Source organism: Marinobacterium aestuarii, from assembly GCF_001651805.1.
Lineage (GTDB): Bacteria > Pseudomonadota > Gammaproteobacteria > Pseudomonadales > Balneatricaceae > Marinobacterium_A > Marinobacterium_A aestuarii.
On the sequence record NZ_CP015839.1, the window covers coordinates 2,462,486 to 2,482,752 of the forward strand.

The 20,267-nt window shown below is 59.3% G+C and carries 22 protein-coding genes and 1 pseudogene; 6 read left to right on the top strand and 17 right to left on the bottom strand.

All coding sequences use genetic code 11. The features are described 5' to 3' along the window. Nucleotides 1-17: 17 nt before the first annotated feature. The 7 genes from A8C75_RS10825 to A8C75_RS10855 all read right to left on the bottom strand — a co-directional run bounded on the left by A8C75_RS10825 (nucleotide 18) and on the right by A8C75_RS10855 (nucleotide 6,244). Nucleotides 18-368, bottom strand: coding sequence for a RidA family protein (locus A8C75_RS10825; protein WP_067381914.1), 351 nt, complete (start codon nucleotides 366-368; stop codon nucleotides 18-20). Between the two features lie 31 nt (nucleotides 369-399). Then, on the bottom strand, nucleotides 400-1,788 hold the full coding sequence (locus A8C75_RS10830; RefSeq protein ID WP_067381917.1) for an FAD/NAD(P)-dependent oxidoreductase: 1,389 nt from the start codon (nucleotides 1,786-1,788) through the stop codon (nucleotides 400-402). After that, a complete protein-coding gene (locus A8C75_RS10835) occupies nucleotides 1,785-2,120 on the bottom strand; it encodes a (2Fe-2S)-binding protein (RefSeq protein WP_067381920.1) in 336 nt (111 codons plus the stop codon). Before A8C75_RS10835 ends, A8C75_RS10830 begins: the two co-directional genes overlap by 4 nt. After that, a complete protein-coding gene (locus tag A8C75_RS10840; RefSeq protein ID WP_084783973.1) occupies nucleotides 2,098-3,258 on the bottom strand; it encodes an NAD(P)/FAD-dependent oxidoreductase in 1,161 nt (386 codons plus the stop codon). The genes A8C75_RS10835 and A8C75_RS10840 overlap by 23 nt, the downstream gene beginning before the upstream one ends. An 89-nt stretch (nucleotides 3,259-3,347) precedes the next feature. Next, complete coding sequence (dctP, locus tag A8C75_RS10845; protein ID WP_067381922.1) at nucleotides 3,348-4,346, bottom strand: TRAP transporter substrate-binding protein DctP; 999 nt, start codon at nucleotides 4,344-4,346, stop codon at nucleotides 3,348-3,350. Between the two features lie 43 nt (nucleotides 4,347-4,389). After that, the gene (locus A8C75_RS10850; protein ID WP_067290288.1) at nucleotides 4,390-5,688 is read right to left on the bottom strand and encodes a TRAP transporter large permease; all 1,299 of its coding nucleotides are present in this window, start codon (nucleotides 5,686-5,688) and stop codon (nucleotides 4,390-4,392) included. After that, on the bottom strand, nucleotides 5,681-6,244 hold the full coding sequence (locus tag A8C75_RS10855) for a TRAP transporter small permease (protein ID WP_067381925.1): 564 nt from the start codon (nucleotides 6,242-6,244) through the stop codon (nucleotides 5,681-5,683). The genes A8C75_RS10850 and A8C75_RS10855 overlap by 8 nt, the downstream gene beginning before the upstream one ends. A gap of 130 nt (nucleotides 6,245-6,374) precedes the next feature. Between A8C75_RS10855 and A8C75_RS10860 the strand changes: the two genes are divergently transcribed. Continuing rightward, entirely contained in the window at nucleotides 6,375-7,304 is a 930-nt protein-coding gene (locus A8C75_RS10860) for a LysR substrate-binding domain-containing protein (RefSeq protein WP_084783975.1), read from the top strand. A gap of 127 nt (nucleotides 7,305-7,431) precedes the next feature. On the opposite strand, the gene A8C75_RS10865 is transcribed toward A8C75_RS10860, so the two are convergent. The 4 genes from A8C75_RS10865 to A8C75_RS10880 form a co-directional block, all read right to left on the bottom strand. After that, on the bottom strand, nucleotides 7,432-8,502 hold the full coding sequence (locus tag A8C75_RS10865; RefSeq protein WP_067381928.1) for a TRAP transporter substrate-binding protein: 1,071 nt from the start codon (nucleotides 8,500-8,502) through the stop codon (nucleotides 7,432-7,434). Between the two features lie 84 nt (nucleotides 8,503-8,586). After that, a complete protein-coding gene (locus A8C75_RS10870) occupies nucleotides 8,587-9,873 on the bottom strand; it encodes a TRAP transporter large permease (protein WP_067381931.1) in 1,287 nt (428 codons plus the stop codon). 14 nt (nucleotides 9,874-9,887) lie between these two features. Beyond that, the gene (locus A8C75_RS10875; protein ID WP_067381934.1) at nucleotides 9,888-10,445 is read right to left on the bottom strand and encodes a TRAP transporter small permease; all 558 of its coding nucleotides are present in this window, start codon (nucleotides 10,443-10,445) and stop codon (nucleotides 9,888-9,890) included. 131 nt (nucleotides 10,446-10,576) lie between these two features. Further along, nucleotides 10,577-11,449, bottom strand: a complete 873-nt coding sequence (locus A8C75_RS10880) for an aldo/keto reductase (RefSeq protein ID WP_227819886.1) — start codon at nucleotides 11,447-11,449, stop codon at nucleotides 10,577-10,579. 300 nt (nucleotides 11,450-11,749) lie between these two features. Between A8C75_RS10880 and A8C75_RS10885 the strand changes: the two genes are divergently transcribed. The 3 genes from A8C75_RS10885 (at nucleotide 11,750) to A8C75_RS10895 (ending at nucleotide 15,058) form a co-directional block, all read left to right on the top strand. Continuing rightward, nucleotides 11,750-12,469 carry a GntR family transcriptional regulator gene (locus A8C75_RS10885; RefSeq protein ID WP_067381940.1) on the top strand — a complete coding sequence of 240 codons (720 nt, stop codon included), beginning with the start codon at nucleotides 11,750-11,752 and terminating at the stop codon, nucleotides 12,467-12,469. A gap of 164 nt (nucleotides 12,470-12,633) precedes the next feature. Further along, a complete protein-coding gene (locus A8C75_RS10890; protein ID WP_067381943.1) occupies nucleotides 12,634-13,758 on the top strand; it encodes a Gfo/Idh/MocA family protein in 1,125 nt (374 codons plus the stop codon). A gap of 319 nt (nucleotides 13,759-14,077) precedes the next feature. Further along, on the top strand, nucleotides 14,078-15,058 hold the full coding sequence (locus tag A8C75_RS10895; RefSeq protein WP_067381946.1) for a TauD/TfdA family dioxygenase: 981 nt from the start codon (nucleotides 14,078-14,080) through the stop codon (nucleotides 15,056-15,058). 71 nt (nucleotides 15,059-15,129) lie between these two features. Here the strand turns inward: A8C75_RS10895 and A8C75_RS10900 are convergent, their stop codons facing one another. Then, a complete protein-coding gene (locus A8C75_RS10900; RefSeq protein WP_067381949.1) occupies nucleotides 15,130-15,510 on the bottom strand; it encodes a YkvA family protein in 381 nt (126 codons plus the stop codon). A 34-nt stretch (nucleotides 15,511-15,544) separates the two neighbouring features. After that, nucleotides 15,545-15,820, bottom strand: a complete 276-nt coding sequence (locus A8C75_RS10905) for a metal/formaldehyde-sensitive transcriptional repressor (protein ID WP_067381951.1) — start codon at nucleotides 15,818-15,820, stop codon at nucleotides 15,545-15,547. A 165-nt stretch (nucleotides 15,821-15,985) separates the two neighbouring features. On the opposite strand from A8C75_RS10905, the pseudogene A8C75_RS24260 reads away from it, so the two are divergent. Both A8C75_RS24260 and A8C75_RS24180 read left to right on the top strand, forming a co-directional pair. Beyond that, nucleotides 15,986-16,166, top strand: a pseudogene (locus tag A8C75_RS24260) (cation efflux transmembrane domain-containing protein); the annotation flags it as partial. Nucleotides 16,167-16,187: 21 nt separating this feature from the next. Further along, complete coding sequence (locus A8C75_RS24180) at nucleotides 16,188-16,586, top strand: cation diffusion facilitator family transporter (protein WP_269465731.1); 399 nt, start codon at nucleotides 16,188-16,190, stop codon at nucleotides 16,584-16,586. Nucleotides 16,587-16,870: 284 nt separating this feature from the next. On the opposite strand, the gene ehuA is transcribed toward A8C75_RS24180, so the two are convergent. The 4 genes from ehuA to ehuB form a co-directional block, all read right to left on the bottom strand. Next, nucleotides 16,871-17,644: an ectoine/hydroxyectoine ABC transporter ATP-binding protein EhuA gene (gene ehuA, locus A8C75_RS10915; protein ID WP_067381954.1), complete on the bottom strand. Its 774-nt coding sequence runs from the start codon at nucleotides 17,642-17,644 to the stop codon at nucleotides 16,871-16,873. Beyond that, nucleotides 17,641-18,318, bottom strand: coding sequence for an ectoine/hydroxyectoine ABC transporter permease subunit EhuD (gene ehuD / locus A8C75_RS10920; protein ID WP_227819887.1), 678 nt, complete (start codon nucleotides 18,316-18,318; stop codon nucleotides 17,641-17,643). Before ehuD ends, ehuA begins: the two co-directional genes overlap by 4 nt. A 55-nt stretch (nucleotides 18,319-18,373) precedes the next feature. Continuing rightward, complete coding sequence (ehuC, locus tag A8C75_RS10925; RefSeq protein ID WP_067381957.1) at nucleotides 18,374-19,033, bottom strand: ectoine/hydroxyectoine ABC transporter permease subunit EhuC; 660 nt, start codon at nucleotides 19,031-19,033, stop codon at nucleotides 18,374-18,376. A gap of 252 nt (nucleotides 19,034-19,285) precedes the next feature. Beyond that, a complete protein-coding gene (gene ehuB / locus A8C75_RS10930) occupies nucleotides 19,286-20,119 on the bottom strand; it encodes an ectoine/hydroxyectoine ABC transporter substrate-binding protein EhuB (RefSeq protein ID WP_067381960.1) in 834 nt (277 codons plus the stop codon). Nucleotides 20,120-20,267 lie beyond the last annotated feature (148 nt).

Consider the following 20,267-nt stretch of genomic DNA (forward strand, 5'->3'; position numbering starts at 1 on the left):
CGCAGACAGGGCAATGTTCAGTCAATCGCGGCTATCACCGAGATCTCCACCAGTAACTCGGGGCTTGCCATGCGGGCTTCGACACAGGCGCGGGCCGGCGCATGACCCGCGGGTACCCAGGCATCCCAGACGGCATTCATGGCGGCAAAGTCCTTAATATCGCGGATATAGAGCGTGGCCGACAGTATCTGCTCGCGCTGGCTGCCCACCGACTCGAGCAGGGCATCGACCTTGGCCAGCATGGTTTCGGTCTGGCCGGTGATATCGGCGCTGCGGTCTGCCGCGACCTGGCCGCAGAGGTAGGCGACGCCATTGTGCACCACGGCACGGCTCATGCGGCTGGCGGTCTCATAACGGTCAATGCTCATCTGTATCTCCTGATTGTTCGATGGAATTCAATTAATGGGCACTGTCGGCCAGCTCGCCCAGGCGCAGTGGCTTGATGGGCGAGCGGATCTGGTAATAGCCTATCTCGCTGTTGGGCACCTGGCGTTCATCGGCCATAAGCTGCGACACCGTCAGCCCGCACATGCGTCCCTGGCAGGGGCCCATGCCGGCGCGGCAGAAGGCCTTGGCCTGGTTGGGGCCGGGGCAGCCGTCCCGGGCGAGACGGCGCAGTTCCCCTGCAGTCACTTCCTCGCAGCGACACACCAGGGTCTCATCTGCGGGCAGCAGGAACTCCCTGGCCGGGCTATAGAGCGCGTCCAGGAATGGTCGAATGGCCCGTTGCTGGTTGAGTGTGCGGCGTGCACGCTGTGATTGTTGGTCACGCTGCTGTGCGCTGATCACATTGAGTTGCCGGGCGATCTGCAGAGCCGCCAGTTTGCCGAAGGCCTCGGCGGCCAGGGCGCCCGCGATACCGGCGCCATCGCCTGCGACAAAGAGGCCGGGCAGACTGGATTCTCCCCATGAATCGGTATGGGGGCGCCAGCACTGCTGCAGCTGGTCCCAATCATGGGACAGGTTGAGTGACCGGCTCAGCTGTACATTGGGCACAACACCCTGGTGTACCAGCAAGGTGGTGGCGCTGAGAGTCTGTGCCTTTTTACCCTGGCGAAAGCGCACTTGGCCCAGTGTCCCGTCGGGGCCGGCCAGTGCCCGGAGTTCACTGACGCCGGTAATACGGCGAATGCCGGCACGGCGCAATTCAGCCAGCAGACCTGCACCCTTGGCGAGCAGCGGCAGATTACGCAGGGCCCCGGGCAGGTATTTGAGCGCCGCAAGGTAGTGCCTGGGCGGAGTCGTATCCAGAATGGCCTCGATGGCCACACCGGCGCGGTGTAGCTGGGCGGCGATCAGCAGCAGCAGCGGACCGCTGCCGGCCAGTATCAGCGGCTGGGTTGGTACCAGAGCGCTGCTTTTGAGCAGAATCTGGGCGGCACCGCAGGTCATGACGCCGGGCAGCGTCCAGCCGGGAAAGGGCACCGGTCTTTCCTGGGCACCGGTGGCTATCAGCAAACGGCGCGGACGAATCCGCTGGCTTTGGCCGTTGCCGGACAGGCTGAGGGTCAGGTCTTGATCCAGGGCCCAGACGCTGGTGCCTGGGCGGTAATCCAGCGATGTATTTTTAAGTGCCAGGGCCAGGCTGCGGCCATGGTAGTAATCCTTGCCGAGGATGTTTTCATCGGCGGGTGCCGGCTGGGTGATGGAGCGGTAAATCTGCCCGCCAGGACCCTTTTGCTCATCCAGAAGAACGGTTTTCAGTCCCAGTTGTGCGGCGGTGGCGGCCGCCGCCATGCCGGCGGGGCCGGCGCCTATTATTGCCAGATCAACATCATGGGCGCTCATGCCGGAACTCCTGCTGCGAGGCTGTCATTCAGCACAGGTGCACCCTGCTGGCGGCGGATGTTCATGCCGTCTGCCACTTGCACCATGCAGCCCTGTACATTAGGCACGCCATCAATCTCCAGCAGGCATTCGAAACAGATGCCCATCAGGCAGTAGGGTGCGCGCGGGTCGCCGCTGACCGCACTGGTGCGTGCCGCTGACTGACCGGCGGCGAGTAGTGCAGCGGCGGCGCTGTCACCGGGACGAACTTTTACAGGCTGGCCTTCGACCATCACCTGTATCCAGTCGTTGCTGGCGCAGGCCAGCCGTTCAAATTTCGAAGCGCCGGGCATGGAAGGCCTCCAGTGGGAATCTATAACTGTTGGTGTTGGTGTTGGTGTTGGTGTTGGTGTTGAGATCGCCTGTCGCAATCCAGTCAGCCACGGGGCCTTCGTGCAAAGCTCCGAGGGTCACGCCGCTGTGGCAGGTCACCAGATAGGCGCCAGGGTGTTGTGTGGACGCCTGGTAAATGGGGTAGCCATCGGCGGTCATGATGCGCAGTGCGCCCCAGGCGCGCACCATGCGCAGATCCCGCAGCAGCGGGAACATGCGGGTGGCACGGGCGGCGATCTGGGCCATTACCTCGGTGGTGGTGCCGCTGTCAAAGCCCACATCTTCCTTGGAATCGCCGATCTGCACCGTGCCTTCACCCGTCTGGCGAACATGACCGGTGGGGTAGTGCAGGAAGGGCTGCACGCGCTCGGTGATCAGCACCTGACCGCGGTTGGGGATCAGCGGGGCGGACAGGCCCACCTGGGGCGCAAGCTCTCGATTGCCAAGGCCGGCGCTGAGCACCACCTTGTCGCAGTGCCAATCGCCCTGGGGGGTGGCCAGGCGAAAGCCGCGGGTCAGTGGCGTAATCCGGCTCACCCGGCCGCTGTTTTGGATCTGCCCGCCCTGGCGTACAAAGAGTTCGGTCAGGGCTCGCAGCAGCCGCAGCGGGTTTAAATGGCCGTCTTCGGGGCACCAGGTGGCACCAGCGACCTCGGGTCCGGCTTGGGGAATAAATTCGCGAACCTGTTTAAGGTCCAGACGCTGAAACGGATAGTCGTCGCCGACCTGTTGCTGCATCTGCAAGAGCAGGGTTTCGCGGGCGCTGAGTTCCTGTTCGCTTAAACACAGGTAAAGCCCACCGCGTTGCTGCAGTTCTATATCAATGCCGGTGCCTTCTTGCAGGCGCTGGGCCAGTTGAGGCCACAGGCGGGCCGAGTGTCGGGTAATGCTGGCATAGTCGGGCAGAGTGTCACCCTTGCCCTGAACCCAGACGAGGCCGAAGTTGCCGCGCGATGCACGCAGTGCAATATCGCCTTCATCCAGAATGGTGACTTTGAGTCCGTTGCGCTGCAGGCCCAGGCCAACGGCGAGGCCAACGAGGCCGCCGCCGACAAGGCACAGGTCCGCCGTACGGGCCGCGTGTGAGGTTGCCTGCATAGGGGTTACCTTTTTGCAAAGTGTGGATACTGTGGACAGGGCCCGGCGTCGCCAGGACACCGGGCTTGCGTGCTTCTGGCGTTACAGGGCTACTGCAGTGCTTTGGTCAGCACGTCGTTCGCCCAGTCGGCACCGATATCGTCGAGGATTTCCGGCCAGACTGTGGCGCGGATAATGGCGGCGGTGGCGTCTAGCTGAGCATCGCTTACCGGCACCAGGGTCGCGCCGGCTTCAGCCAGCAGGTTCTCGTTGCGGGCCTGATCCTTGCGGGCCGTTTTCCAGCGTGCGGCTTCAAAGCGATCAGCGGCGGCATTCAGCGCATCTTGCTCTGTGTCTTCGAGCTCGCCGTAGATGTCGTCATTGATCAGCAAATACCACATTTCGAAATGGGTATTGATGGGCAGATAGAACTTGGTGACATCGCGAAACGAGGCGTAGTAACCCTCGGCGCCTGAGCCCATAACGCCATCCACTACACCGGTCTGAACGGCGGTGAAGGCTTCGGAGAAGGGCAGCGGCGAGCCAATAAAGCCGATGTTGTCAGCCGTCATCTGAAAGCTCTTGATGGGCGGCACACGCAGCTTGGCGCCCTTGGCAATCTCGGGGTTGGCCACATCGGGGATGTCCCGGTTCAGGGCCACACCACCAAAGTACACCGGCCAGGCACCCAGTACGCGGATGCCCTGCGCGGCGTAGAGCTCGGCTGCGGTCTGGCGGATGGGCGAGCCCTTGGCGAATACCCGTTCAGCGTCGTCCCAGTTCTTCACCATATAGGGCATGTAGATCACCTGAAAGCGCTTGTCGGCGCTGGAGGCCGGCGGCTGTACCGCCATATCGATGGCGCCCAGACCCACGCGCTCCTGTACCAGGGTGTAGTCGCCCAGTGCACTGGACGGATAGATGCGCACTTTCAGGGCACCCTCGGTGGCCTTCTGGACATCGGCGGCGAAGGCGTTGGCGTCCACATCGATCGCCGTGTCCTGCGGGCGTACATGGGACAGTTTCAGCGTGGCCGCTTCAAGGCTGGCGCCGAGGGAGGCCGTGAGTGCGATGGCGAGTGCCAGCGGCTTGAGCAGGGATGTTTTCATTTTTCTCTCCTGGTTTTGTGGGTCTTGCTGCAAAGGGTTTGCTTTAGTAACCGAACAGTCGCGGCAGGTATTCCGACAGGTCGGGCCAGACGGACACGAGGATAACCACCGGGATATAGCCGAACAGAATCAGCATCATGGCGGGCTTCACCACCTCGGTGAATTTGACGTTGCCAATACGCGCCCCCAGATACAGGATGCTGGCGTAGGGGGGCGTCACGCCGCCCATGGCGGTATTCACGCCCATGATGGCGGCGAACTGTATCGGGGTGACGCCCAGTGCCGTCATCAGGGGCAGCAGTAGCGGGGCGGTCAGAATGATGGCGGTAATGTCGTTCACCACCATGCCGATACAGAACAGGAACAGGTTGACCAGGATCAGCAGCAGGATCTTGTTGTCGGTGATCTGGAAAATGGCATCGACCAGGGACTGGGGAATATTTTCCATCACGTAGAGCTGGCTCAGCATCAGGCTGAACAGGATCATGATGAGGATGGCGCCCACCGCCGTGGCAGACTCCTTGCCGGATTCCAGCAGCGTCTTGAAGGTCAGGCCGCGGTAGATCATAAAGCCCACGGGCAGGGCATAGATGACAGAGACGGCCGCCGCTTCCGTGGGCGTCATGATGCCGCCGTAGATTCCGCCGAGGATAATCACCGGCATCAGCAGCGCCGGGATGGCGTTAACGGTCTTCTTGCCGGCTTCGCGTATCATCCGGTCGATCGGCAGGGGCTCATCCAGTATCAGCGGGAACTTGCGTGATACCACCATGTTGACCGCTGAAAAGTTGAACATGATGAGCAGGCCGGGGCCCAGTGTCGCCAGAAAGCAGGCGAGGATAGACGTCTCGGTAACCCAGCCATAGACAATCATGGTCACGCTGGGCGGAATCAGCAGCCCAAGAATGGACGAGTTGGCGATCAGGGCGGTGGCATAGGCGCGGGGGTATCCCTTGCGCTCCATTTCCGGGATCAGCAGCGGGCCTATGGCGGCAATGCCGGTCAGGCCGCTGCCTGATATAGCACCGATAATGGCGCAGCTGACAGCGGCGACAACACCCAGACCGCCGCGAACCCGGCCGATAAAGACGTTGACGAACTGCAACAGACTGGCGGCGATGCCGCTCACGCTCATGATGGTGCCGGCGAATACAAACAGCGGAATGGCCAGCAGAATCGGGTTGGTCAGCTGGCTGAAGCCCCACAGCATCATGCCGCGCATGGTGGCTTCACCAACCAGCGTCATGACCATCAGGCCGGCACCGAAGCAATAAGGGAGTGGCACACCGATGGTCAGCAGAATGACCAGCACGGCGAAGGCCAGCAGGGCTATTTCAACCATTGTTATTGTCCTTTCTGATGTCGGTAAGAACGTCGAATTCACGCACTTCATCGGTCTGCGGGAAGTCTGGATCCAGGCTGTGATCCGGCGTTGCACGCAGGCCCAGCAGGTAACGGATGTTGCGCAGCAGGTGCCAGCTGGTGAACAGCGTCATCATCACCAGGCCAAGAAAGAGCGCCGATTCATAGATAATGGTGGGGATATACAGGGTCGGGGACTCCTTCAGTACGCGCAGCGCATAGCTGAAGTATTTCCAGGCCCACCAGGTCATCCAGAGCGAAATCACGATACTGATCAGGTCGGAAAAGGCTTGCAGCAGCGCCCGGCTGCGATCCGTTTTCAGAAATATTTCCAGTACGTTGGCGCGAATCTGGGTGTCTTCCCTGGACGCGTTAACGCTGCCCAGGATGTACAGCCAGATGGTGGGGATCAGTGCTATTTCCTCCAGCCCCATAAGCGGCATTTCGAAGACATAGCGGGTGATGACCTGTACAAACTGAAACAGCGCGACCAGGCCGATCAGTGCTGTCAGTGTGTAGCGGAAGAAGCGTTCCATAGGCGGTCTCTAGTTGTGATTGTGGCCAAGGTTCGGGTGAATATTGGGGATTGGAGTAAATAACATCAAATCGTTTGTTTATATGATTTAATAACATCATGTTATTTGCTCCTGCAGAGGGACTTCGCCTGTGGCACGTTTAACCTACCGTCAGATCGAGGCCTTCCGGGCCGTGATGATCAGTGGCACCACCAGTGGCGCGGCCAATATCCTGTGTGTTTCCCAGCCCGCGGTGAGCCGCCTTTTGAGTGATTTCGAAGCCACAGTGGGCGTCGAGATGTTCGAGCGTCACAAGAAGCGGCTGATCGCCACGCCCGAGGCGAAATTCTTCTATGCCGAAGTGGAACGGGCTTTTGTTTCCCTTGAACATCTCTCCCGTGCCGCCGAGGAACTGCGCGGCTTTAGCATGGGCTCGCTGCGGGTCGCCTCAATGCCGGCCATGTCGGTGGAGTTCCTGCCGACCCTGCTGCGGCGCTTCAATGATGTGCATCCGGGGGTATCGCTGTCGCTGCAGGTGCGCAGCACCCAGCAGGTGGCGGACCTTGTGGCCAGCCAGCAGTTTGATGTCGGGGTTATTTCGGGTATTCAGCTGAGCGATCCGGGTATTGACATGACAACCCTGGCCGATAGCCGCCTGGTGTGCGTGCTGCCGCCGGGACATCGGCTGGCACAGCACGCGCTGATTCGACCGGAGGATCTGGAGGGGGAGGTCTTTGTGTCCCTGGGGACCGAGCAGGATTTGCGTTACAAGATCGATAACGTCTTTGAACAGGCGGGCGTGAGTCGTCAGCTACTGATCGACACCCAGCTGCATTACGCGGCCTGCGGCTTTGTGCTGGCGGGCAATGGTGTCTCCGTTGTTGACCCCGTCACGGCGCAGCACTATGCCAAGCTTGGGTTGGTGGTGAAGCGCTTTGAGCCCCGCATCGGCTACCGCTATTCGCTGATTTTCCCCCGTAATCGAGCGCAGTCGGTCCTGACCCGCGGCTTTGTCAGTCTGCTGCAGGATGAATTGAACGCTCTGCAGCACAGCTCAAACGGTCTGTTCGACATGCTCTGAAGGCGGGTATTGCTCTCGCGAGCGGCCAGAACCTGCTAAACGCAAAAAGCCACGCGAATGCGTGGCTTTTGTGTTCGAGCCGCCTGGTCTTTAGCGGCGGCCGTTTTTGCTGGCCGCAAGAGACGCCTTAGTTCAGATCGCTGGTGTAGCTGGTCTCAATGGCCTGTTCCGCTTTGGTGGCTTCCTGGGCCAGCAGGTTAAACCATTTTTCACCATCCTTGACGTTGCCCTTGAACCAGCTGTAAACGGGTTCTGCGGCTTTCTTGAAGGCATCTTTCTGTTCGGGAGTCGGTACATAGACTTCGCCACCGGCGGCGCTGAAGTCCTGGTAGGCCTTGATGGACTTGCGCTTGGGTGAGGCGAAGGTGGCCTGCTGTAGCGCCGAGAAACCGTCCACGATGACGCGGCGCATGTCCTCAGGCATGGCCAGGAAGTTCTCGTTGTTCATGAACCAGTAGGCGGACATGTAGGCATGACCATCCAGGGTGATGTACTTGAGGCCGGCTTCGGGGAATTTCATGCTCATGATATCGGTGATGCCGTTTTTGGAGCCTTCAACCACGCCGGTCTGGAAGGAGGTGAAGAGTTCCGGCCAGGGAATCGGCGTCGGGCTGGCGCCCAGGGACTTGACCAGCTCCTGGGGCAGGTCCGATACCACGGTGCGAATCTTCAGGCCTTCGATATCCTTGGGGGTCTGGACAGTGCGCTTGGTATTGGCAAAGTTGCGCCAGCCGCCGGTGTTGCCGATGGTCATCAGACGCACGCGGTTGTCGGAGTCGTCCAGGATGGACTTGCGCAGTTCGCGGGTGAAGTCGCCGGCCAGCACGGTTTCGGCGACACGGTCATCGCGCAGCAGGTAGGGCAGATCCAGTACCTGGACATAGGGGAACATGTTGCCCACACCGCTGGCGGTGGAGATGAAGACGTCGACGGAACCGTCTTCCAGGGCCTGCATGCACTCAGTGCCGTTGGCGCACAGTTGGGTGCCGATAAACAGCTCCACGGCGATCTTGCCGTTGGAGTGGGCTTCAACGAAGTCCTTGAACACCACGAGACCATCGTAGTCCTCGTCGTTTTCGTTGGAGTTGGCCACGGCCCGCAGGTTGAATTCGGCGGCGGAGCTCAGGGCGCCGAACAGCAGGGTGGCGCCCGCCAAAGTGCCCACCAGGGCAGATTTGAGTTTTTTGTTAATCACCATGGGTAGATCCTCTTTGATTCTTGTTGTGGCTACGGTTGGTCTTGATGGTGTGGCGGGCTCGTGTGCCCGCCGGCATTAAGTGCGTCAGGCGAGTCCAAGCCATCGGGGGATGGTCATGGACAGCGCCGGGAAGAAGGTAATCAGGAAAATGACCACGATCTCGATGAACAGGAACGGCAGTATGGATTTGGCAATGGCTTCGACCTTTTCCCCTGACACGCTGGAGGCGACGAAGAGCACCAGCCCCATGGGCGGTGTTGCCAGCCCTACGGTCAGGTTGACGCTCATGATAATGGCGAAGTGAATCGGGTCCACGCCTATGCCGATAAACACCGGCGCCAGTATGGGCCCCAGAATAATAATCGCGGGACCGGCATCCAGGAACATGCCGACGATGAACAGCAGAATATTGATCATGAACAGCAGCATCAGCGGATTGTCGCTGATGCTCAGCACCCAGGCGGCCAGCTGTTCGGCGGTGTGGGACAGGCTTACCACCGTCTTGAAGGCGATGGCGGCACCGACCAGCAACAGCACCACGGCGGATGACTGGGCGCTGCGGGTGAAGATGCCCGGCAGTTCACTGACCTTGACCGTCTTCATGACCCAGATGCTCAGCACCAGGGCGTAACCCACCGCCACGGCCGAGGCTTCGGTGGGGGTGAAGATGCCGCCCAGGATGCCGCCCAGAATAATGACCGGTGTCATGAGCGGCAGGAAGGCGCTCTTGGTGGCGGTGGCGCGCTGCGGCCAGCTCTGTTTGGGGCCAGCGACCGGGAAGTTATAGCGCTTGGCCATCAGGGCGATCACCGCCATAAGTCCAAGCCCCACCAGAATGCCCGGCACAACACCGGCGGCAAAGAGCGCTGCCACCGACACTTCCATGGTGTAGGCGTAGATAATCATGATGCCCGACGGCGGAATGATCGGACCTATGACTGAAGATGCTGCCGTAATGGCGGCGGAGAAACGTCTTGTGTAACCGTTTTTCTCCATGGCCGGAATCATCATGGAGCCGATGGCCGAGGTATCCGCCACGGCGGAGCCGGACAGGCCTGCGAACAGCATGCTCGAGAGCACGTTCACATGGGCCAGGCCGCCGCGCACATGGCCGATAAAGGCCTGGGAAAAGTTGACCAGGCTCATCGTAATGCCGCCCCGGTTCATCAGTTCCCCGGCCAGCATAAAGAACGGGATAGCCATCAGCGGGAAGGAGTCGATGCCGTTATAGATATTGCGAAACAGCATGGGAATGTCCCGGTCCATGCCCTGGGTCAGCAGCATGATACCGGGGGCCGACAGCATGGCAAAAAACACCGGCATGCCAATCAGCAGGAAAATCAGGAACAGTGGCAGGAATAATACGAGCATGGTGCGTGATCCTTTTATTCGGCTTCCGGGACTGTATTGGATTCGAGCACGGGGGCGGGGAAGTCTTCGGCAGAGCCGAACAGGCGGCCGATTTCCCGCAGCAGCAGCTCGGCGTTGACCAGCAACATGCTGCCGAAGCACACCGGCATGGCCAGATAGATCCAGGCACGGGGCAGATCAAAGGAGGCGGCGCGGGCGCGAAAACCGCGCTGGAAAAATTCCAGCCCAAGGCTGAACAGCTGTATCAGTACCAGCGCCGATACTAGCAGCAGGAAAAACTTGAGGACGGCCCTGATGCGGGGAGGCAGAAAACCGTGCAGCATGTCGATGGCGACAAAGGAGCCCTGGCGGTAGGCGTTGGCGGCCACCAGTGCCATCATCCAGATCATCAGGGCGCGGGCCGCTTCTTCGGGCCAGGGCAGGGCATTGTTGAGTACGTAGCGGCAAAACACCTGCAGCAGTATTGCCGCCACCATGGCGGCGACACAGACCCAGGCCACGGACTTGCCGGCGCGGATCAACAGGGTGTTTATCCATTCCAGTCCGCTCAGGCAGAACTTGAGTATCTTCATAAGCTGCCAACACCCTTTTATTAAAATTATTCAGGGATTCAGTTGTATCGGCGCCTCGCCAGGCGTGGCGCCGACCTATCTGACAGTGAAACTATAGTGGGGCTTCAGACCACCGGATGGGTTATCGAGCCTCAGGGAACGTCATGGCCGCTGGCTGCGATCCAGAGTTCGAACCAGGTTTCACGGTCGATCTGGATGTCGCAGGCGCCGGCAAGCGCACGGATGCGATCGATATTGTTGGTGCCCACCACCGGCATGATGCCGGCCGGATGCATCAGCAGCCAGGCCAGGGCAACAAGATCCTCGGTGCTGTTATGGCGTGCGGCTATCGCCTGCAACAAGGGCCGCAGGCGCTGTGCGGCGGGGGAGTCGCCGAACAGGGCGCCACCGGCCAGCGGTGACCAGGCCATGGCGTGCAGGCCGTCGTGCTGCATGCAGGCCAGGGTGCCGTCGGTAAAGGCATTGCGTTCAAGCAGGTTCATCTCGATCTGGTTGACCACCAGAGGGTGTTTCATATGCTGCTGCAGCAGGCGCCAGTCCCAGTGCATGAAGTTGGACACACCCAATGCCTTCACCTTGCCGCTATCGACTAGCGCATCCAGGGCCGCGCCGGTTTCGGCCGCATCCATGAAGGGGTCGGGGCGGTGGATCAGCAGCAGGTCGAGCTGTTCGCTGTGAAGATTGGCAAGGCTGGTATCAAGGCTGTTGCGGATATAGGCTGCGCTGGTGTCGTAATGCTTCACGCGCCGGGCCGGGAAAGCATCGGACACCAGGGCTATATCGCACTTGCTGATCAGCTGCATGGATGCGCGCAGGGAAGGGTCTTCGGCCAGCGCCTTGCCAAACAGGGCTTCACAGCGGTAGTCGCCATAGATGTCGGCGTGGTCGAAGGTGGTAATGCCCTGTTCCAGGCAGGCGTCAATCTTGGCGCGCACATGTGCCACCGACGTATCGGCATCGTCTGCCAGACGCCAGACGCCGTAGACCAGTCGGCTGAATTTCACTGCGGTATTGCCTAACTGAACGTTTTCCAAGGGTCTGTCTCCAGATGTTCTGCGCGTGCCGTGGAGATGGCGAGCGGGTCAGTTCTTGTTATCCGGTGTGGCACTGGCTGCGCCCCATAAGAGCAGCCAGGCTTGGATCCGGTAGTGAAGCTACCCTATCAGTGTATTTTTATTGTGTAAATCAATTGTGCATGAATTGTTGTATTTATTCCCCAAGGGCCGGTATATTGCAGTGACGCTGTGCCAGGTACTACTGCGGTACAACCGGCCATCTCGGATACGGACCTTAAGGAATCAGTTGTGTTGAAAGACGGAAAATCCAAAAAGTTGCCGCTCTATATCCAGATAGGTGAGCTGCTGCACCGCGAGATCGCCGCGGGCCACTGGCAGCCCGGTGAACGCCTGCCGATAGAGTCACAACTGGCGACCAGCCTTAATGTGGCCGTGGGCACACTGCGCAAGGCATTGGCCAAGCTTGAAAGTGACGGCCTGCTGGAGCGCCGTCAGGGCTCGGGCACCTACGTCAAACGCGCCCCCACCGGTACCGCCATCTACCAGTTCTTTCATCTTGAGCTGCTGGGCGGCGGCGGTGTGCCCCGGGCGGATACTCTGGCGGTCAGCATGCGCCAGGAGCCGGAGGTGGCGCAGCAGCTGGAGATGGATTATCTGGAGGCAAAGCTGTGGTCCATCCGGCGCAAGCGTTACCTGAATACCCAGCTGGTGGCGGCCGAGGAAATCTGGATTGACCATCGCCACAGCGACAGCCTGGTGGCGGAGGATCTGCACGAGTCCCTCTATATGCATTATCGCGAGGTGTTCGGTTTCTGGATTGGCCGGGTGGAGGACCGCATCGACTGCGTCCAGGCGCCGGACTGGGTCACCGAACAGCTTGGCCTGCCGTCGGGCACGACCCTGGTACGGGTTGAACGCAAGGGTTGGTCAAATAACAACCAGGTTGAGGAGTTTTCCCGTACCTGGTTCGACCCGCAGAAGTGCCGTTATTTCGCACGCTGGTCCTGAGACCTGGGCCCGCGGATCAGCGCAAAATTCATCCATAAATGATTCATGGCTGCTCAGGGCGACCTGACAGCCCTGCCAGGGAAGGTCATGCCGCAGGACGGCGAAGGCCTGGGCGGTCGGTCGTGATTCTTTCAAGCAATAATAAAACCAGAGAGTGAATACATATGAGCAAGGTGGTCAGGTACGGTATTTTGGGTTGCGGCATGATGGGGCAGGAGCATCTGCGCAACCTGGCGCTGATCGAGGGCGCGCAGGTGGTGGCAATTGCCGAACCCGATGCGGACATGAAGGCGCAGGCGGCGCAGCTGGCGCCCGATGCCCTGATGCTGGATACCCTGGATGAGCTGTTGCAGGTGCAGGGGCTGGATGCCCTGGTGGTGGTAACGCCCAACTATCAGCATGCGGAGCAGTTGCTGGCGATCCTGCAACGCACGGATCTGGCGGTGCTGATCGAAAAACCCGTGATTACCCAGCTCGACCAGGTCGCCGCGGTCAAGGCGGCGGCGGATCGTCATCCGGCACCGCTCTGGGTGGCGATGGAGTACCGCTACATGCCGCCCATCACGGCGCTGCGCAGCCACCTCGAGCAAGGCGACATCGGCCAGATGCAGATGCTCAGCGTGCGTGAGCATCGCTTCCCGTTCCTGGAAAAGGTCAATGACTGGAACAGGTTCAATCGCAATACCGGCGGTACCCTGGTGGAAAAATGCTGTCACTTTTTCGATCTGATGCGCCTGCTGGCGGCGGATGAAGTGGTGCGGGTCTACGCCTCGGCCGGCCAGGACAATAACCACCTGGAAGAAGCCTACAGCGGTGAACGTCCCGATATTCTCGACAACGCCTACGTAGTGGTGGATTTTGCCAGCGGCAAGCGCGCCATGCTGGAACTCAACATGTTTGCCGAAGGCTCACGCTACCAGGAAGAAATCTGTGCTGTGGGTCCCAGGGGCAAGCTTGAGTGCTTTGTGCCGGGGCCGGGGCGCTTCTGGCCTGGGGCAACCCTGGGGCCTGCGCCTGTGGCGAGGGTCGTGCTAAGCCCAAGGGAGCCCAAAGGCCCGATCGAGGCCGAGATTCCGGTGGACCCGAATATCCTGGCCGCCGGAGATCACAATGGCTCCACCTACTACCAGCACTTGGGGTTTTACCGCGCCCTGACCGAGGGCGGCAAGGTGGACGTGACCGTTGATGATGGTCTCAAGGCGGTGGTGATCGGGCTGGCGGCGCAGCATTCGGCGGCTACCGGCAAGGCTGTTACCCTGACCGAAGGTGGGCTGTCGTTCGAGTACTGATTCGAGTACTGAGGGCGCAGGCTGAACCCTGCGCCAGGGCAGGCCAGTGTGCCAGTTTATACGCCACCAGGGCCCGGATAGGTTTCGGGCTTTTTTGTTTCCGAACATTATTATTTTTGAGTATAAAAATCGTTATTTAAAATAACGAGTTAGATGAATATGTCGGTTAATTCTGCATAAATTCATTCATAATTGATTTACTTGTTATCGCGGCATTGCTAATGTTGTCCCTGCAGATTCATTCACGATTGATTTATATGTGTCGGATGCCTTGTCCGGTCGTACTACACCCTAACCGCCAACAACAAGAGTCATAATCATGAGCATCAGCATTTCCCGCGTCGACGGTCAGAAACAGGTCAACGGGCTCGACTTTCCCTTGGTCGTTACACCTTCTGATGATGCAGCGGCACAGCAGCCTGAAGCGGCCAATACCTGTGTGCATGAGAACCGTGCTGAGCTGCACGATCTGCTGATCCGCCATGGTGCGCTGCTGTTGCGGGGGTTCGCGGTGCCTGACCAGCAGGCGTTCGAAGATATGCTCAACGCCACCGACTACCGGAACATGCCCTATATCGGTGGCGCTGCGCCCCGCAGCCAGGTCACCAGCTCGCGCATTGTGACGGCGAACGAATCACCGGCGTCTGAAACCATTCCGTTTCACCATGAGATGGCCCAGGTGCCGACGCCGCCGGGTTATATCTTCTTCTATTGCGATGTCGCATCCGAGGAAGGCGGCGCTACGTCCATTCTGCATTCCGGTGAGATCTTCAGCAAAATCGAACAGTTTGCACCGCAGTTCGCACAGAAAATTGAACAGCAGGGCGTGCGCTATGTGCGCGTGATGCCGGCGATCACCGATACTGAATCCGCCATTGGCCGTTCCTGGAAAGAGACCTTTAATGTCAGCACTGTGGCGCAAGCCGAAGAAAAAATGAGCGAAGCCGGCATGAACTGGGAATGGCTGGACGACGGCAGTGTTCGTACCCAGACCGCGGTGCTGGATGCGGTGCGCTTTGACGAGGAAACCGGCCAGAAGGTGTTTTTCAATTCCATAGTCGCGGTCTACACCGGCTGGAACGATGCGCGCAACGACGGCAAGACCGCCGTTGTAACGGCCGATGGCGAGCCTATGGATGCTGGGGTGATCGAGGAGGTGGTACGTCAGATGGATGCATCCTGCGTCAATTTCAAGTGGCAGCCCGGCGATGTGCTCTGGATCAACAACCACACGGTGCTGCACGCGCGCCAGCCATTCAAGGGCGAACGCCGTATCCTGGCCTCCATTTCGTTCAAATAGCCCCAAGCGCCAGATGGGCTATAAATGCCTGTCTGGCGCTGAGTCACTTTGCCTGTGCCACCCAGTATGGGTTATCGCAGCAGAAACCAGGCGGTTGCCGCCCCGGCAAGTATCCAGACAAGGATGACGATCGCTGCGGCAACCCGGCTGACCGGTCGGCTGGCGGCCGCCTGCGCCTCTGCGCGACAGTGCAGCATCACCTCGGCCGGAATCATCCGTACCGACAGCATCACTCCCAGTGGCAGCAGAATCAGATCGTCCAGATAGCCGATCACCGGAATGAAATCCGGGATCAGATCAATCGGAGACAGGGCATAGCCCGCCGTTATCAGCGCCAGCAGTGTTGCCAGCCAGGGCGTACGTGGATCCCGTGCCGCCAGCCAGAGTGCGTGCACCTCCTGTTTCAGGGCGCGGGCCCAGTGCCTGAGACGCTGGAAAAGAGTCTGTTTCATGTTGTCAGCCTGTCCTCTGTGCGGGTCTTGAGCGCTACTTGAGGTAGGAGCGCAGGGCCGCCACCACCTGATCGACATCCTCGGCCCGCTCCTGTGGTGTTATGTCGTCGGCACCCAGGTGCTCGCGAATATGTCCTTCCAGTACCTGCGCCATCAGTCCGTTAACGGCACCCCTGATCGCAGCGATCTGCTGTAATATTGCGCTGCAGTCGCTGTCTTCTTCCAGGGCTTTTTCCAGCGCGCCGGCCTGCCCCTTGATGCGTCTAATGCGCGTCAGCAGTTGTTTGCTGTCTTTGCTTGTATGACCCATGCATGCACTCCCGTATTCTAAATAGTATACTAGGGTATAGTATATTTTTACCTGTCCTGGGGACATAACATAGTGACATCTTTATCGCCCACAGAGCGCTGGCAGCTTTCCCATCTGTTCAACGAAGGTGACCCTCTGGCTGAGCGCAACACGCTCTGGGCGCTGATGCTGACCACGATCATGATGGTGCTGGAAATTAGCGGCGGCTGGCTTTACAACTCCATGGCGCTGCTGGCCGACGGCTGGCACATGAGTTCTCATACCCTGGCACTGGGACTTTCGGTGCTGGCCTACGCAGCGGCCCGGCGTTTTGCCGGTGACCAGCGTTTTGCCTTTGGCACCTGGAAGATAGAAGTACTATCTGCATGTGATCACCGATGCGGCTACATCTGTGCTCGCCATAGTGGCGCTTATTGGCGGCAAACTGTGGGGTGCGGCCTGGCTGGATCCGGTGATGGGCATTGTCGGTGCTGTGCTGGTAACGATCTGGGCCCTGGGCCTGATACGGGATACCGGGCGAGTATTGCTCGATGCCGAGATGGATGCACCGGTGGTGGCGAAGATCCGACAGCAGATTCACGCGGGGCCCGTTGATGCCAAGATTACTGACCTGCATGTCTGGCGGGTCGGCAAGGGCAAATATGCCTGTATTCTGGCCCTGGCTGTGGCGCAGGAGACCACTGCGGATGTGTTCCGTGAATGCCTGCAGGTACAGGAGGAGCTGGTGCATATCACGGTGGAGCTGAATCAGTATCGGCTGGAATGAGGGTTTCGCTACCGGTCTGACCACCTGGGGCCGGCGCTAAAGTTGTAGCTCTCAGGCACCTAAGACCAAGGGTCTGGTGTCAGGGAACGGGGCACAATGGGGCTATCTGCAGTGGGGGCTCTATGGCTCTCGCCCGGCAGCGGTGGTGGGAATGTCGGCAGGTTCTGTTGGATGACATTCCCAAAAGCTCCGCCATCCTGCCTTGTTGCACCTTGCTCTGACCGTTGATTATTGTCCCCGCCAGGCCCTGCCTGGCGGGGATTTTTTTATGGGCAGAAAAATGGCTAAACCGACAAGAATGAACTGAGGAAGGCGCGGGTACGTTCATGCTCCGGCTGGGTAAAAATCTGTTCAGGCGGGCCTTCTTCGATCACCTTCCCGGCATCGAAAAAACACACTCGATCGCTGATTTCCCGGGCGAAGTACATCTCGTGGGTCACCAGGATCATGGTAAAGGCATCGTCGGCGGCCAGCTTGCGGATGACTTCGAGTACTTCGTCGACCAGCTCCGGGTCCAGTGCCGAGGTGATTTCGTCCAGCAACAGTATGCTCGGCTTCATTGCCAGCGCGCGGGCGATGCCAACACGCTGCTTCTGGCCACCGGAGAGTTCGCTCGGGTAGGCGTCGGTTTTGTCCTCCAGCCCGACCAGGCGAAGCAGCTCCAGGGCCTGGGCCCTGGCAGTCTCCTTTGACTGCCCCAGTACATGCATCGGGGCTTCGGTAATATTGCGCAGCACTGTCATGTGGGGAAACAGGTTGAAGTGCTGGAACACCATGCCGAGCTGGCCGCGCATGCGGTGCAGATGGCGCTCACTGGCCGTTTTCCAGGCGCCATTTTTCTGCATGTGCCACAGCGACTCGCCCTGCACTCGAACCTGGCCGGCGTCTATGGTCTCCAGTGTCATGAGGATACGCAGCAAGGTGGATTTACCGGACCCGCTGGAGCCGATAATAGACACTATCTCATTCTGTCTGATTTTCAGATTGAAGTTTTCAAACAGCAGGTTGTCACCAAAGCGCTTGGTGACATTGTCAAATTCGATGGCATAGTCACTCATGAGAGGGTAAATCCTTCTTTCGGAAAGCGGCGTTCGGCCAGGCGAATACCGGAACTCGCCACGAGGCTCAGCACCAGATAGATCAGGCCCACCAGGGTAAAGGGTTCGAGGTAGCGGAAGTTCTCTGACCCCATGATTTTGGCCAGCTGCAGCATCTCCAGCAGGGTAATGGCCGACAATTGCGGCGTTTCCTTGAACATGGCAATGATGTAATTGCCACTGGCCGGAATCATCGAACGCAATGCCTGGGGCAGAATCACATCCCGGTAGGTTCTATAGGGTGACAGGTTGAGCGCGATAGAGGCTTCCCACTGACCCTTTTCGACACCGTCGATGCCGCTGCGAAAAACCTCCGACAGGTAGGCACCGTAGTGCATGCCCAGCGCTATCACACCGGTGACCATCGGTGACATATTCAGTCCCCATTCCGGGGCCACGTAATAAAGAAAGTAGATTTGTACCAGCAGCGGCGTACTGCGTACGAACTCCATCCACCAGTAGGCACTGTAGGACACCGCTTTGAAGCGGCTGCGCCGCAGCAGCGCCAGTACCAGGCCCAGGATAATGGCCAGCATGCTGCCCAGCAGGGTCGCCTGCAGTGTGATCAGGCAGGCGTCGAGCAGCAGTGGCAGCACTTCCCAGGCAAACGCCCAGTCCCAGTCAAACTCTATCAAAACAGAACCTCCGTGCTCTGTGCGCGGTCAACGATGCTCAGGTGACGTCGTCTGATCATGTCAGCCCCCCACGATCCATGCCTTTGCCCAGGCGCTTTTCCAGCGCGCGCAGGCCCAGGTTCAACGCCTGTGCCATCACGAAATAGAACACCAGCACCAGGCCGAAGATCTGCTCGACCTGCAGTGTCATGTCGGCCAGTGATTTGGCCCGGTAGGTCAGGTCGGCGATAGTGATCAGGCTGACCAGCGAGGTGGCCTTGACCAGTTCGATCGCCAGGTTGCCAAAGGGCGGCATCATGCCGACGAGGGCCTGGGGCATGATGATGCGCCACAGACGCTGGCGCGGCCTAAAGTTGAGCGCAATGGCCGCCTCTGTCTGGCCTTTGTCGACCGACAGCAGGCCACCGCGCACCACCTCTGCACCGTAGGCGCCTATATTGAGTCCCAGGGCTACGACACCGGCGGTGACGGCATCGATACTGAGGCCAAACAGGGGCAGTACAAAGTAGATCCAGTAGAGCTGGATCAGGGCCGAGGTGCCGCGGACAAATTCTATATAGACGATGGCGAGCCAGCTCAGTGAGCGGCGCTTACTCAAGCGCATCAGGCCGGCGGCAAATGCCATCAGGGTCGCCAGCGGCAGCGCCATGACCACGATTTTCATCGTGATGACGGCACCGCTCATCAAGGCGGCCAGTATTTCGGAAACAGGCATCGGTGGTGTTCCTTAGCAGACATGGCCTGGCTTTGTGCGCCGAAGAGCCCTTTTATAGCGGTGCAACGCGCTAGGGAGTGGGCTATCAGGGTTCCGGCAGCGGGGCCGTGAATGAACCTGTTGCTAAGCCTGTCCGTTGCAATACGTGCCAAGAGTAGCGCCCCTTAAAGGGGCGCTCTGTCTGCAAGCGGTTGACGGGCTGCTGGCTAGTTGCCGTTAGCTGCGCTAAGTGCCAAGGGGCCTGCGGGCCATTCAGGGCTGGCACAGCTGTGCGGTGGTGACATCACCCGGCAGGGTATGGGCGCCAAAACCGTAGGGTTCCACCAGGGCCAGATGCTCTTCACTGCCGATAAAGGCGGCCAGTTGCGTGTTGAAAGCGTCGCGCAGGCCTTCGTCACCGCGGCGGAAACCAAAGCCGCCGTAGCCATTGACCTTGTCGCCGTCGATGACCAGATCCTCGAAGGGTTGGGCCAGTTCTACGGCATCACTTTTTTTGCCAAGCTCTGCCATGGTGAGCACGGTACCGGCCAGCGCATCGACGCGGCCAGCCTTGAGGGCCGCAACACCACTGGGGTAGTCCGGCAAGGTGACAATCTGATCGAGCGCTATGCCAAAGTCCTTGGCATAACCGAACTCAACGGCACCGGCCATAACGCCGAGCTTAAGATCCGGTTGGGTCTTGATGTCGTTGTAGCCTGTGAGCGTCAGGGGATTGCCGGTTTTTACCAGAAAGCCTTCGCCGATGGTGTAGGTGGGGTTGGAAAACAGAATTTGTTCGCAGCGCTTGGGATTGATATACATGCCGGCGGCAATAACATCGAAACGTCCGGCTTTGAGTCCGGGGATCAGCGAGCCAAACTCGGTGACCAGCACTTCGACATTATCAATACCCAGTGCCTTGAGTGTCCGCAGTGCTATTTCAGGCGCTTCGCCCTTGGCTTCTCCGTCCGAGGACAGGTAGCCATAGGGAATCTCGTTGGCCACAGCCAGTGTCAGCTTGCCCGATGCCTTGGCGTCATCCAGGGTATCGGCCAGGGGCAGTGTGCTGACTAAACTCAGTAGCAGCGCGGTCAATGTGCGTTTCATCCAACTCTCCATAGTGTTTTTTGCTGAGCGTTCTATCTTAGGGAAGGTGAATATATTTCGCAAATCGATGCATAAAACATATTTTATTGTCCGTAAAGTAGCGATGTCCTTGTAAATTTGGGCATTTAGGTCGTGAATATTATCTTGT